Annotated in this window: 10 protein-coding genes; 5 read left to right on the top strand and 5 right to left on the bottom strand. The window is 32.8% G+C overall.

Going from position 1 to position 13,944, the window contains the following annotated elements; all coding sequences use genetic code 11:
* Positions 1-119: 119 nt before the first annotated feature.
* Genes HMPREF2663_RS08190 through menB form a run of 4 tightly spaced genes read left to right on the top strand, consistent with a single transcriptional unit; the run spans position 120 to position 4,742 of the window.
* Positions 120-1,481: an isochorismate synthase gene (locus HMPREF2663_RS08190; RefSeq protein WP_002446132.1), complete on the top strand. Its 1,362-nt coding sequence runs from the start codon at positions 120-122 to the stop codon at positions 1,479-1,481.
* The gene (gene menD, locus HMPREF2663_RS08185) at positions 1,468-3,141 is read left to right on the top strand and encodes a 2-succinyl-5-enolpyruvyl-6-hydroxy-3-cyclohexene-1-carboxylic-acid synthase (protein WP_002446133.1); all 1,674 of its coding nucleotides are present in this window, start codon (positions 1,468-1,470) and stop codon (positions 3,139-3,141) included. Before HMPREF2663_RS08190 ends, menD begins: the two co-directional genes overlap by 14 nt.
* Positions 3,128-3,931, top strand: coding sequence for a 2-succinyl-6-hydroxy-2,4-cyclohexadiene-1-carboxylate synthase (menH, locus tag HMPREF2663_RS08180; protein WP_002490059.1), 804 nt, complete (start codon positions 3,128-3,130; stop codon positions 3,929-3,931). The genes menD and menH overlap by 14 nt, the downstream gene beginning before the upstream one ends.
* Positions 3,924-4,742 (top strand): 1,4-dihydroxy-2-naphthoyl-CoA synthase, encoded by an 819-nt coding sequence (menB, locus tag HMPREF2663_RS08175; RefSeq protein ID WP_001831706.1) that lies wholly within the window; start codon positions 3,924-3,926, stop codon positions 4,740-4,742. Before menH ends, menB begins: the two co-directional genes overlap by 8 nt.
* Before the next feature lie 349 nt (positions 4,743-5,091).
* On the opposite strand, the gene HMPREF2663_RS08170 is transcribed toward menB, so the two are convergent.
* Both HMPREF2663_RS08170 and HMPREF2663_RS08165 read right to left on the bottom strand, forming a co-directional pair.
* Positions 5,092-6,276, bottom strand: a complete 1,185-nt coding sequence (locus tag HMPREF2663_RS08170) for an aminotransferase class I/II-fold pyridoxal phosphate-dependent enzyme (protein ID WP_070846160.1) — start codon at positions 6,274-6,276, stop codon at positions 5,092-5,094.
* A gap of 142 nt (positions 6,277-6,418) precedes the next feature.
* Positions 6,419-7,426 (bottom strand): acyltransferase family protein, encoded by a 1,008-nt coding sequence (locus tag HMPREF2663_RS08165; RefSeq protein ID WP_002490071.1) that lies wholly within the window; start codon positions 7,424-7,426, stop codon positions 6,419-6,421.
* A gap of 153 nt (positions 7,427-7,579) precedes the next feature.
* Between HMPREF2663_RS08165 and HMPREF2663_RS08160 the strand changes: the two genes are divergently transcribed.
* Positions 7,580-7,999 (top strand): MarR family transcriptional regulator, encoded by a 420-nt coding sequence (locus HMPREF2663_RS08160; protein WP_001831691.1) that lies wholly within the window; start codon positions 7,580-7,582, stop codon positions 7,997-7,999.
* Between the two features lie 238 nt (positions 8,000-8,237).
* Here the strand turns inward: HMPREF2663_RS08160 and HMPREF2663_RS08155 are convergent, their stop codons facing one another.
* The 3 genes from HMPREF2663_RS08155 to HMPREF2663_RS08145 all read right to left on the bottom strand — a co-directional run bounded on the left by HMPREF2663_RS08155 (position 8,238) and on the right by HMPREF2663_RS08145 (position 13,931).
* Positions 8,238-12,245 (bottom strand): N-acetylmuramoyl-L-alanine amidase, encoded by a 4,008-nt coding sequence (locus tag HMPREF2663_RS08155; RefSeq protein ID WP_070846158.1) that lies wholly within the window; start codon positions 12,243-12,245, stop codon positions 8,238-8,240.
* Between the two features lie 240 nt (positions 12,246-12,485).
* Entirely contained in the window at positions 12,486-12,908 is a 423-nt protein-coding gene (locus HMPREF2663_RS08150; protein ID WP_002475754.1) for a GNAT family N-acetyltransferase, read from the bottom strand.
* A 552-nt stretch (positions 12,909-13,460) separates the two neighbouring features.
* Positions 13,461-13,931 carry a DUF2538 family protein gene (locus HMPREF2663_RS08145; RefSeq protein ID WP_002458054.1) on the bottom strand — a complete coding sequence of 157 codons (471 nt, stop codon included), beginning with the start codon at positions 13,929-13,931 and terminating at the stop codon, positions 13,461-13,463.
* Positions 13,932-13,944: the final 13 nt, after the last annotated feature.

Raw genomic sequence — 13,944 nt, 5'->3', positions numbered from 1 at the left:
TAAAGGTCAATCAACGTGAAAAATTGCATGTTTTGTTTAAGCATTAATAACTACATAAAAGATTAAAAATGATACAATGTAATAATGAGTAAAATTCGGAGGAGAAAGAAGTGAAAAAAATGGATGTGAATATAGACGAACAGGCAATCCTCGATAAGTTATATGAAAGTACAAAAGATTGGGTTTCAGTTGAAGTTGAATTAAATAAAACTATGAAACCTAGTGTGTTGTTTCATTTAACTGAAAAAGATGCTGGGGACCGTTTTTACATGCGCTTAAATGATAATTATTCTTCGTATTTTGGATATCATGCTATTCATAGGTTTAAAAACGACTTTGAGAATAAGCAATCCATTTTTAAGGACTGGGAAAAATTAAAAAATAATATTGAACTCATTCATCCACATAATAGATATCATCATCTTAGATTGTGTGGCGGTTTTCAATTTTCGAGTCACAAATCAGATGATGAATGGAGAGAATATGGTTTAAACCATTTTGTTTTACCTAAAGTATTAATTTCTAATGAAGGTACGCGTACTTATCTAACTTATACAACAGAGCGACAAGATTTCGATTTACAAGCTTTTAAAACTTTAGTGGCACATTTTGAACAAACAACCATGGATAATCCAGAGGAAACACTTGGAGATGTGACGCGTATGGAAGATATTTATAAGGATGATTGGCGTGAGCTTGTAAAAGAAGCGATTGATACGATTGACGACAATAAAAAAATCGTTCTCGCGCGTCGTCGTTTAGTTAAATTTGATAAAAAAATCAATATTCCATATGTTTTAAATCGGGCTCTTGAAAATGAAAAAAATAGTTATATATTTTTATTAGAAGCTAATCAGTCAATATTCTTTTCTCAAACGCCTGAGCAATTAATCAAAGTTGAAGATGGTGTTTTATCTACAAAAGCAGTAGCAGGTACCATTAAACGTACACATAATGAGCAAATAGATAATAAGAATATAGAAGCATTTCTTAAAGATAAGAAAAATTTAGGAGAACATCGTTTTGTTGTAGAGAGTATCTTAAATGATATTGAGCCTTTTGTACAGGATGTAGAGTACAATGAAACACCTAATATTTTAAAAAATGATCATATGTATCATTTATATACGGAAATCAAAGCTAATTTAAATGACGAATCATACATTGGTTTAATCGATCGTTTACATCCTACACCTGCGCTAGGTGGCTATCCTAAAGAAGAAGCACTTGATTTTATTGAGAATAAAGAGTTTGGTACTCGAGGTTTATATGGCGCACCGGTGGGCTATATTGATGTTTATGATGATTGTGAATTCATTGTTGCTATACGTTCTATGCTAATTAAAGAGCAACAAGCAACTTTATACGCTGGATGTGGCATTGTTAAAAATTCGAATCCTGATAGTGAAGTTGCTGAAACTGCAGTTAAATTCTCACCAATGATGAACGCCTTAGGAGTAGATAATAATGATGAATCATAGTGAAGCTTTAACTGAACAAGTATTTTCATTTGCTTCAGAGCTTTATGCTTATGGTGTAAGAGAAGTAGTAATTAGTCCAGGTTCACGTTCAACACCATTAGCACTTGCTTTCGAAGCACATCCAAGTATTAAAACGTGGATTCACCCTGATGAGCGAAGTGCTGCATTTTTTGCTTTAGGTCTTATTAAAGGTAGCGAAAAACCTGTAGCAATTCTTTGTACATCTGGAACAGCTGCTGCGAACTACACACCCGCTATAGCTGAAAGTCAAATTAGTCGTTTGCCACTCGTTGTTTTAACGAGCGACAGACCGCATGAACTGCGCAGTGTGGGTGCACCTCAAGCAATTAATCAGGTAAATATGTTTAGTAATTATGTGAACTTTCAATTTGATTTGCCGATTGCTGATGGAAGTGAACATACAATTGATACAATTAATTATCAAATGCAAATTGCAAGTCAATATTTATATGGACCACACCGAGGACCGATTCATTTTAATTTACCATTTAGAGAACCACTAACACCAGATTTAAATCGTGTCGATTTATTAACATCTGTAACTAAAACGTTACCTCATTATCAGAAATCGATTTCGATAGATGATATAAAAGACATATTACAAGAAAAAAATGGTCTCATCATTGTCGGAGATATGCAACACCAAGCCGTCGATCAAATATTAACGTATTCAACTATATATGATCTGCCAATCTTAGCAGATCCCCTTAGTCAGCTTCGTAAGGAGAAACATCCTAATGTTATAACCACTTATGATTTATTGTATCGAGCTGGTTTAAATTTAGAAGTAGATTATGTCATACGTGTAGGTAAGCCAGTTATTTCTAAAAAATTAAATCAATGGTTGAAGAAAACCGATGCGTATCAAATTATTGTGCAGAATAATGATCAAATTGATGTATTTCCAACACCTCCTCATATATCTTATGAGATTTCAGCAAATGATTTTTTCCGTTCATTAATGGAAGAACCGCTTGTTGAACGAAAAAAATGGTTACAACAATGGCAATCACTTGAACAACAAGCACGCATTGAGATAAGTGATTACTTAAAGCATGCGACAGATGAAGCGGCATATGTGGGGAGTTTAATTCAAAAACTTACAAAAGAAGATACATTATTTGTCGGAAATAGTATGCCAATTAGAGATGTCGATAATTTACTGTTTGATAGTGAGGCATCTGTATACGCTAATCGGGGTGCCAATGGAATTGACGGAGTAGTTTCAACTGCGCTAGGTATGGCGGCACATAAGAATGTGACGTTGCTTATTGGTGATTTATCTTTTTATCATGACATGAACGGTTTATTAATGGCCAAATTAAATGAACTTCATATTAACATTGTATTAGTTAACAACGATGGGGGAGGTATCTTTTCATATTTACCTCAAAAACGATCAGCTACAAAATATTTTGAGCGATTATTTGGAACACCAACAGGCTTAAACTTTGAATATACTGCACTGTTATATGATTTTACATTTAAGCGTTTTGATAATTTGACTGACTTTAAATATGCTGAATTATCCAAAATGGGTTCTCACATGTATGAAGTTATGACCAATAGAGACGAAAATTTACATCAACATCAATATTTATATCAGAAATTGAGTGAGATTGTTAATGTTACATTATAATTTTTATGAATCTAAGAACCAAAGTAAGCAACTATTGGTGATGTTGCATGGTTTTATAAGTGATGCTACTACTTATCATTCACATATAGAACCCCTCGTAGAACATACGAACGTGTTAACAATTGACTTACCTGGCCATGGTTTAGATACCTCAAGTATGGATGATGTGTGGGATTTCCCGTTTATTACACGTCAACTTGATGAGGTTTTAATACAATATCAAACATATGATGTGTTTCTTCTAGGTTACTCTATGGGTGGCCGGGTAGCGCTTTATTATGCCATACATGGTAATGAAACGCTATCAGGGTTGCTCTTAGAGAGTACTTCAGCAGGTATTCAAGATGAGACGGATAAAGAGGAACGTGCCCAAGTAGATGCTGCACGTGCGAAAGTACTTGAAATTGCTGGTTTAGATATTTTTGTGAATGATTGGGAAAAGTTGCCACTTTTTCGTTCGCAGTATAATCTAGCTCCTGAGATACGCCAAAGTATTCGCAATAATCGCATGAATCAAGATGCTCATAGATTGGCCAAAGCCCTTCGTGATTATGGTACAGGTCATATGCCTAATTTATGGCCACATCTATCATCGATACGCATTCCTACTTTAATTTTAGTAGGAGAAAAAGATAAAAAGTTTGTTCAAATAGGACAACAATTAGAGAATCACTTACAAGATAGTCATAAAGTTCAAATTTCTAATGTCGGACATACAATTCATGTGGAAGATAGCACGGAATTTGATACAATAATATTAGGTTTTTTAAAGGAGGAGCAAAATGACTAGACAGTGGGAAACACTTAGAGAATATGATGAAATTAAATATGAATTTTTCGAAGGGATTGCCAAAGTAACGATTAATCGTCCAGAAGTAAGAAATGCATTTACTCCTAAAACAGTTGCTGAAATGATTGATGCATTTTCACGTGCGCGTGATGACCAAAATGTATCAGTAATTGTATTAACTGGTGAAGGGGACAAAGCATTTTGTTCAGGTGGAGATCAAAAAAAACGTGGACACGGTGGTTACGTAGGTGAAGATGATATTCCTCGTTTAAATGTATTAGATTTACAACGTTTAATTCGTGTGATTCCTAAACCAGTAATTGCAATGGTTAGAGGCTATGCAATTGGTGGAGGAAATGTACTTAATGTTGTTTGTGATTTAACAATCGCTGCAGACAATGCTATTTTTGGGCAAACTGGACCAAAAGTAGGATCATTTGATGCTGGGTACGGTTCTGGCTACCTAGCTCGTATAGTTGGCCATAAAAAAGCAAGAGAAATCTGGTATTTATGCCGTCAATACAATGCACAGGAAGCTTTGGATATGGGCTTAGTGAATACTGTAGTTCCATTAGAACAAGTTGAAGACGAAACAGTTAAATGGTGTAAAGACATCATGCAACACTCACCAACTGCTTTACGTTTCTTAAAAGCAGCAATGAATGCTGATACTGATGGTTTAGCTGGTTTACAACAAATGGCTGGAGATGCGACTTTACTTTACTATACTACTGATGAAGCGAAAGAAGGACGTGATGCGTTTAAAGAAAAACGTAATCCTGATTTTGACCAATTCCCTAAATTCCCATAAGCAATAGTTGAATAATAGACTGGTTTTGAAAATGCATATTATAATTACAATTCCAATCTAGTTAATGAATAGCAATTATTTAAAATCGCCTAAGATACGAATTGTGTCTTAGGCGATTTTATTATTTCATTGGAATTAATAAGTATAAGTAACAATTAGCAACATTGGTAGATATAAGTAATCACCAATGTTAAAAATTAAAATGTACTATTTAAAGTGAATGCTCTCGATTTGCAAGTGTAAATCTCAGATTAGCGCACACACTTGATACATTTAAACCTATTGTATTGTTATGTGGGATTGTTACACTCATAAATTTCACTTCAGGAATAAATGTTTTCCAGACTATTTATATAGTTTGAGTGGTCATTTGATCTGGATAATGTTGGTGTAAATAATTTTCTAATCGATGCATTCCTTTTTTTAATGTTTCCATATCATAAGCATATGAAATTCGAATATACCCTTTGCCAATATCAGTGAATGAGGAACCAGGAACCATAGCTAAGTGTGCTTTCTCCAACACATCAACACAAAATGCAAAATCATTTTCCGTGAATTTTTTAATGCTAGGGAAGATGTAAAATGTACCTTCAGGTTGAGCAGTTAATTCGAAGCCTAATGATTCTAATTTTTTTTTCAGGTAATTACGACGTTCAATATAATCACGATTCATGTATAAAGGGGCATTTATCCCTTCATTTAAAGCGGTGGTACAAGCAATTTGAGCTGGTACATTTGCACAAATACAATTGTAAGCGTGCATAAAGGTTAATTTTTCAATTAAATATTCAGGACCAAGTAAAAAGCCGATTCGAATACCTGTTGCAGAATGGGACTTACTCAAACCACCTATCAGTAATAATTGATCTCGAATTTCTGGAAATTCAGCAAAAGATGTATGTTGTCCTTTAAACGTATTTTCAGCATAAATCTCATCACTGATAATAAAAATGTGTTTGTTTACAAGTGTGTCTACTATATTTTTGACCTCAGAGCGTTCGAGTATTACGCCTGTTGGGTTGGTAGGGTAATTGAGAAGTATAGCTTTAGTTTTATGCGTTAGATGCGACTCAATCAGTTCAGGTGTTACTTTAAAATCTGATTGTGTAGTATCTATATATACTGGATTTCCACCTAGAGTTTCAACTAATGGGATATAACCAGCGTATATCGGTCCTGGAATAAGGATATCATCGCCAGGCTCAATAATGCTTCTTAACGATGTATCTAATGCTTCACTCGCACCATTAGTAACGATGATTTCTTCCTCACTATAAAAGAAATCGTATTTTCGTTTAAAATATTGGCTAATAGCTTGTCGTGTTTCAAATAAACCTTTGTTATGAGAATAACTTGTTTTATCGTTTTTGATTGCTTTGATATAAGCATTTTTGACCACATCTGGCATAGGAAAATCGGGTTGTCCAATTGTTAAATTAACACAATCGTCAATCGCTTTAATTCTATTAGAAAATTGACGAATACTAGGGGCTCTTAAAAATTTTGAACTTGAATTTAATGATAATTTCATTTGCTAAAACCTCTCTATATAAAAATACCAAAATGTAGTATTTAAATTGTTTAAATAGTCTCATAATTCTTTCAAATTATTACTATCATAACATATTTTAATCTCTACATTTTGGTGATTTACTGAATTGTTTTATGAAATTTTAATTTTTAAATTGAGAAGGCCTTTTTAAATTAATGAACAGATTCGTCCATTTGCAAACCCATTTTGAAGATAATATTAATACAATCACACTCGCACTGATAAATAAATAAAGATAGGTAAAGATAGAAATCTGATCCTTAAATGGATATAGACCAAACCCGCGAATGACTCCTATAACGATACCGTGTAATAAATAAACAAACATTGTGCGCTGTCCTATATAGGTATAAATACGCTTAGTTTGTGGCATTAGATTTAGAAATGCACACATAGTTAAAAGTATAATGACATAGAGTAATAAGCGTTTAAGAGGACTATAAACATCCTCTCCGTTACTTTCTAAAGAAGTATAAGGTGTACTTCCTAATAACCAATCTCCATTAATAGGATGGATTGTGTATCCTATAAAGAAGGTAATCAAAATGATAATAGAAATGGGAATCCATTTTTTATTTCTAAGTTTTTCGGTATGTGATTGTGTAACCAAATGTCCTATAAAGAAGATAGGGAAGAACACAATGGTTCTTGATATACTCATATAACTGTCGATATTGCCAGAGAAACCAGCTAATACAGAAACAAGTACGGATATGAATAGTACAATATACGGATTATACCTTCTCACTATAACTAAAACAACGTGAAAGAAAAAAAGGGTGAGTAAAAACCATAATGCAAAAACTGGATTAAATGGATCTAATTGAATTGCATCTTCTTTACCAGTGAAATAGTAATAAAGTGAGAAAAACGCAAAAAATATTACATAAGGAAGAAGTAATTTTTTTGCAATTTTTTCTAAATAGTTAGGTTTATCTAAATTCTTAGCAAAGTAGCCTGAGATAAATAGAAAGGTAGGCATATGAAAGCTATATATTAATAAATATAAAGCTTGTAAAAATTTATCTTCAGATGTATAAGGTTGTAATAAATGTCCTAATACGACTAGAAATATCAATATTGCTCGAGCATTATCGAAAAAATAATCCCTATCTTTGATGGCTGTCATAAACGCTCTCCTTTTTTACAATTTAGACATACTCTAATGTAGTATAAAAATAGGTAATGATGCAACGAATTTGTGTAATGTGTATATTTGTATTGTATAATTTATAAATAAGGCATATAATATTATTAACTTAATATAGTGGAGTAGAACAACATGTATAAACAACTTGAAAAACTTATCACACTAACAAATAATGATTTGAATTTAGTTAATAGACGCTTTGGTCAACGAACTGACATTACTTCTGAACAATTAGAGTTACTACGTATTTTATATAATTATGATCGTTTATCTCAATACGATTTAACTATGAAGATTAGTAGGGAACAATCAATTGTATCAAGATGGATTAAAAAGTTAGTCCAAAAAGGTTATATCATGAGTCAACAATCTCATGAAGATTTACGATGTAAAGAACTAATATTAACTGAAGAAGCAAGGGCTTTAATTCAGCAAATTAACACGGCGAGATGCGAGTTAATTGAAGCGAGATGTCAATGTTTATCTTCAGACGAAATTGCAAGTTTAAATCAATTATTAAACAAACTTAATAGTAGACATATTTTCATCTGATATATACCAGTTTTTAATTATGATGTTAAGTGTAAAATACATTCAATTATATATAAACATATAAAGCTAAGCAACTGAATTGTAATATTAAATTACATATAAGTGTGCTTAGCTTTTTTTATTTGAAAAAGTTTAATATTTAGCATCTGTCATATTCGAAGTAGTGACATGATAAATAATCATCAAAAAAATAGGCAACTCTACTTTCATTAACTATGAGAGCTGCCTTACTTCATATTTATTTGTATGTTGGAATTTCGAAGTACTTACCGACTTCACCAATTTTATCATAAAATTGTTTTAATACTTGTGCGTTGACATTTGCCCAATTAATATCAGTTGCATATTGATGCGTACCGGGGCTTGCAGGATTCCAACGCATTTTATATAGCGTATTTTGTCCTGCTTTCACGTATGAATTTCCAATGAATTTAGCGCCACCAATGATTGCTTTAGAGACAGAAGTCCATCCAGCATTTTTAGCGTATTTAATACCATCTACAAGTGCATTATTGTCGAATGCACCAATTCCAAAGACATTATGGTATTTGTGACCTGTTTTAGTTGTGAATTTACCTTTTGAAACATCTCCGCCTTTAGCAAGTTGTGAAGTTCCATTACCTGTTTCTACTAAAGCATGTGAGATAAGATAAATTTCATTTAGACCATACTTACGTGCTGCTTGGCTAAATGCAGCACCTTGGTTTTCAAGTACACCTTTGCCTTTTAATAATTTATTGAGAGCTTGTGCTGACAAGTATTGTGGTTGATCTAAACGTAAGAATTGATATTTTAAGGATGAATCATTAGCTAAACGCTTTGTATCCATAGCATTTTTAATTTGACTATAATTGGCATTTGACCATTTCCAATCCTCATTTTGTACTTGTGGTTTATATTTAAGACGAGATTGGATATTTATCGCGTTATTTAAAGTCATTCCAGTATATGCATATTTAATTTTTTCTTTAACTAAGTCAGTTGATTTTATCCAAACATATTTACCGTCTAAAAGTTGTCCATAGTACCATTTTACGCCATTAATATTTTTTTGCTTAATGACTGTGAAAGTTTGTTCATAATATGGTTTTAAAGAATATCGGTTTGCTTTTGTTGGATCCATATAGAAATAACTTTTACTATTATTGATAACAAAAGTATAGTTATATGGTGTTGCCTGAGCGTCAGTACTGTTTTGGATTAAATCCTTAGCAGCAATCCATCCTGTTCTGTTATTGACTGTTCCGTAAAGATATAAATCTTTGCCAACGTAAACAGCTTTGGAAGCATTAAATGCTTGATTGGCTAGCGTATTAGGTGCTAGTAATTGTTGGTTTTTAGTACCCCAAGCAATAGAATATAGACCATTATTTGTAGGTTTTACTGAATATTTACCTATAGACTGAGTTTGTTTTCCAATATTTTGAGTTGTCACATCATTAATGTTTACCCATCCTAATGGCGTATTACTTGTTCCATCTTGAAGTAGTACATACGTGTTATTACCTTCAGTACGTTGTTTATTGATAAGGAATGTACGGTTTGCGTATTTCGTACCACTTTTGGCTGTTTTATCATATACGGATGCTCTTATTCCAGAATTATTAGCTTTCACTTGAGCAATTTGATTTACAGTTTGTGTAGATGATTGTACTTGTTTAGGTGCTGGTGTTGATTGAGTAGACAAAGTTTGAACTTTTGATGGTGTAGTTAAATAGTATTTACTAATCCAACCAGATTTACCGTTCACTGTACCATAAAGATATGTTGCTTTATCAATTTGTTGTTGTTTAGTTGCTTTAAAAGTTTGATCGCCTTTACCAGAAACTGTTCCAGCCACTTGATTATATGTGCCCCAAGGTACTGTGTGGAATTTAACACCAGGTTTAACGTTGTATGTTTGATTGATTTTCACAGGTGATTTAGCTGTATTGTAAATGACCTCATCTTGTTTTACCCAACCATAATTTGTACCAGTATTATAATCACCAACAAGATAGAATTTTTTATCACCAAGTGTGGCAGCTTTTGTTACTGACAATGTACGTTGGATTTGATCTGTTGTCTTTCCTTTAGTGTCATAAACTGTAGTGTATAAGCCACTATTTTTTGCATTGATTTGAGCAACACCACTATTGTTAGTCACTGTTAATTGGTTATTTGTTGAAGGTTTAGTTGGATTGCTAGGTTTAGATGCTGAAGTTAAGTAGTATTTACTAATCCAACCAGATTTACCATTCACTGTACCATAAAGATACGTCGCTTTATCAATTTGTTGCAGTTTAGTTGCTTTAAAAGTTTGATTTCCAGTACCAGATACTTTGCTAGCAACTTGTTTTGGTGTACCCCAAGGAACTGTGTAAAGTGTTGACCCTGCTTTAACATTATATGTTTGATTCACTTTTACTGGTGCCTTAGCAGTGTTATAAACAACATCACCTTGTTTAACCCAACCGTATTTTTTTCCGCTATTGTAGTCTTCAACTAAATAGAATTTGTTATTTCCTAATGTTGCAGTTTTAGTAACGGATAGTGTTTTTTGTACTTGATCAGTCTTATGACCTTTACTGTCATAAACAGTTGTATATAAGCCATTATTTGTTGGTTTAATTTGAGCAACACCACGATTAGCAGATACAGTTAACTTATTATTAGTTCCTCCTGATGGTTTAGAAGGTTGTGACGGTTTTGTAGATGTTGTGCCCCAAGGTGCTACTTGACCCGTTTTAATTAAATATTTTTCATAAATTAAGTCATATAATTCTGCATAGCTATAATTGTGGCTTCTTAAATATTGGTGAGGGTCAGCGTGGTCAGTACCTCCTAAGAAGTTAGAGATAGCAGCATGTGTCCAAACTGTTCCTCTTCCATCGTTTTCAGCGCTATCAGGTTTTAAATTATAATATTGCAATTGTGTTGCAGCATAATCAGCGTAGTTGTTCATTGAACGTGCAAATGAATCATAATCATGTGTATGGACGATTTCAACATTGATAAAACGTTGATTTCCGTAAGGACCTGCACCCCAAGATAAATAGTCTGTCGGAGCTGTTTCTATAATTCTATTGCCATCAACAAATGCGTGTACGAATGCACTGTTGTAATTACGTTTCATGAAGGCAATCTCGCCATCGATTGTTGAGTTATCATTTGCAGTATCATGAACAACGATACCTTCAGGACGTCCAACGCCGTTTCTATAGCCATATTTAGGGAAATATGACGTATAATCTTCTTCAATTCTTGGTGCTTTCATATTCTTTTTACGAATATAGTTATTTATTGAAGAATTAACCTTTGGTGTGTATTTCGGTAATGATGATGTTTTTTGACTAGATACAGAATAAACTGTTCTCGGTTGAGCAGTTGCACTAAATGGGGTGAATTGCTTTGTATCTACAGTCGCTTGATTAGATGCCGTTTCTTTTGTTGCAGTATTAGTTGTTACACGTTGAGCTGGCTCTTTATATTTATATGAAGTAGTTTGTTTAGATGTAGCATTCACATTGTTTAATGATATAGGTTCTAAATGGTCTGTTGAGCTATCATCGTCTTCATCATCGTAATCAAAATTATAACCAGATGCGTTTGTATTTGATACTTTAGGTGTAACAGTTTCATTTTGTTCAGAAGTTACTTGCTGACTTTTTTGTTGGCTTTCATTATCATTAGAAGAAGTTTGAGTTTCAATTGCTTGATTTTCGGAAGGTTGACTTGCTGTCATCTTCTTGTCTTGTTGTTCAGTACCCGCGTTAGCTCCTAAATCTTTCTCATTTTCATCTGCTACAGATTGTGTCTCCTGTAATTGATTTGTATCAGTGGATGTTTTATCTTCTTGTGTCAAATGATTTGTTTCTTCTTGTTGATTTTTTGTAGAAGAATTCGTTTGATTTTGATTCTCATCATTTATTGATGAAGATTGTTGCTTTTGATTTGATGAAACTTCATTATAAGTGCTCATTTCATCTAATGATGCATCATATGTAGTACTTTGTGTATCTTGGTTTGGTTGAACTTGGGTAGGGTCTTGATATGTTTGTGTACCAGATACATTTGTAGTTGATTGTGTAACTTCGCTTTTAGCTTTTTCTGCTTGCTTGAGGGCAGTTTGATCATCTAATACATTTTTATGATTAGACTGATCTTGTGGTTGTTCAGCTGCATTTGCTTGATGTGCAGTAAAAGCTGTGCCAAATAACGTTAAAGCAACCATAGACGGTAATTTGTAATTGAATTTCTTCGCCATTTATTTCTTACTCCTCGCATTAATATGATTTGTATCAATTATAATCTTTAAGTCTTAACACTGTATGGCTTTTAACATATTTGTAATGTAATTTTAACCTGTGCCTCAAACAGAAATATTGTTTTTTTATGCTGGAAACATTGTCAAATCACTATTTACGTTTATTATAAGCCTATATGTTACATAAAGATTATTACAATTTTAAAAATTGCTAAGTTTGTATATAGAATGTAAACCGATTTATAAAAACTTATTCATACTAATATGTTTTATATTTTCTTCTAAGAATACTTTGCCAAAAGGTGAGTAACCTAGTTTTAAGTAAAAGTCTCGAGCTTGTAATTGAGCATTCATAGTGAGTTTATTATATTGGTGTTTTTTTGCAATTGTTTCAATAGCATGTATTAATTTTTCACCGTACCCTAGACCGCGATACCACTTGATGATTGCTACGCGTTCAATTTTGCAAACATGAGTATTCAAAGATCTAATTCTAGCAGTTGCCATAGGAATTTCATTTATGTATCCCACTATATGGAATGAGTAATCTTCATATTGATCAAATTCATTTTCGAGTGGTACGCCTTGTTCTTTGACGAAAACACATTTTCTTATTTCAAAGCAATCCTCTAGCATCCTTTCGTTTTTTGCTATTTGAAACATAGTATCACCTCCATTTTCACTGGTTTTCCCTTTAAAAATTATTTTAACCATATTGAAAATGAAATAAAGCAGGTTCATTATAAATTCATAATTAGTTCATCACAAAAAAAGAATGAGTCCGGTCATGTCGTGAAATATCATTTGCGGGAATAAGTACTGAAGTTTCCTTTGTAAATTAAGTTGAGTCATATTATAGTCTTTATACATTAGGTATCTCGTTAATTTTGTTTAGTGGTATTTATCAAATTATACGAAAGGGCCTTATTTTTTAAGTATTTCAATGTTAAATTACATGGTAAAGGCAAAATATTTTGGCGAGACTCTTAAGGGAACAAGACAAGTTGAAGACTACAGGCTGAAGCTGTCCCCTAAGAAGGCGAGCCAACAATAGAAGCATTGTAAATAAAGAAGCCAGCAAATGAATTTAAAAAAACTCATTTACTGGCTATTTTGTTAGGAATTATGTCCTAACCTCACTCTGATAATTAGAAAAATATATAATTTATAAACCAAAGAATTAAAAAACGATACGTTTATTACTAATTGATAGTATTATAAAGCCTCTTTTCTAACGATAGCGCAGTATTGCCAAAAAATACGTAATTGGGCAATATTCCAATTGTTCATGCCCATAGTAAAACCTGAAGGCTTAAATATATTTACATCAGTCACTTCCAAAGCGGCTGCAATAAGATATTGAAGGGGTACACTGATACTCTTCATAGTATCAGTGAGCCCATTTTCATCATAAACCCAGGTAAAAGGTAAATCAGACTCAAACACATCAACCTTATTAAATATTTCAGGTAAAGCAAGAATGTAGCATGCGCCATCTACAACGGGATTATCTAAACTATCCTTGTAGTAGATCAAAAGCGCTTCATAATTTTCTCTGTGTTCATGGTTTACATAGAAAAATTCATTCCTAAATAATGCCATATCTTTACTATGAATGATTTGTTGTTCAAGTACGTTGAACATACCATTTATACTAGCAATTTTTTCATATGTTTTACGACTCATATTTGCGCTCCTT

The sequence above is a fragment of the Staphylococcus sp. HMSC077D08 genome, from assembly GCF_001837945.1.
Taxonomy (GTDB): Bacteria; Bacillota; Bacilli; order Staphylococcales; family Staphylococcaceae; genus Staphylococcus; species Staphylococcus epidermidis.
Note: the sequence above shows the minus strand (reverse complement) of the source record. Positions and strands in the feature narration are given on the sequence as shown.